We start from the raw sequence: 583 nt of genomic DNA on the forward strand, positions 1-583 counted from the left end.
TGAGGTATTAACTCACACCCTTTCCTCCTGACTGAAAGTGCTTTACAACCCGAAGGCCTTCTTCACACACGCGGCATGGCTGCATCAGGCTTTCGCCCATTGTGCAATATTCCCCACTGCTGCCTCCCGTAGGAGTCTGGACCGTGTCTCAGTTCCAGTGTGGCTGATCATCCTCTCAAACCAGCTAGGGATCGTTGCCTTGGTGAGCCATTACCTCACCAACTAGCTAATCCCACTTGGGCCAATCTAAAGGCGAGAGCCGAAGCCCCCTTTGGTCCGTAGACATTATGCGGTATTAGCAGTCGTTTCCAACTGTTGTCCCCCACCTCAAGGCATGTTCCCAAGCATTACTCACCCGTCCGCCGCTCGTCAGCAAAGTAGCAAGCTACTTTCTGTTACCGCTCGACTTGCATGTGTTAGGCCTGCCGCCAGCGTTCAATCTGAGCCATGATCAAACTCTTCAATTAAAAAGTTTTGTGTCTTTCGACAGCTCAATGAATTCTGAATTTATTTAATATCTTTCGATATTGAATTGACTGTGCTGAATAACTACCTAAGTAATTATTCTGTTGGTCACTCAGTT

1 rRNA gene is annotated in these 583 nt (G+C 48.0%); it reads right to left on the reverse strand.

The features are described from left to right. Positions 1–467: ribosomal RNA gene (locus AC27JL_RS18820) — 16S ribosomal RNA — on the reverse strand; the annotation flags it as partial. Between the last annotated feature and the right edge of the window lie 116 nt (positions 468–583).

Source organism: Pseudoalteromonas sp. 4NS20-0020, from assembly GCF_057554385.1.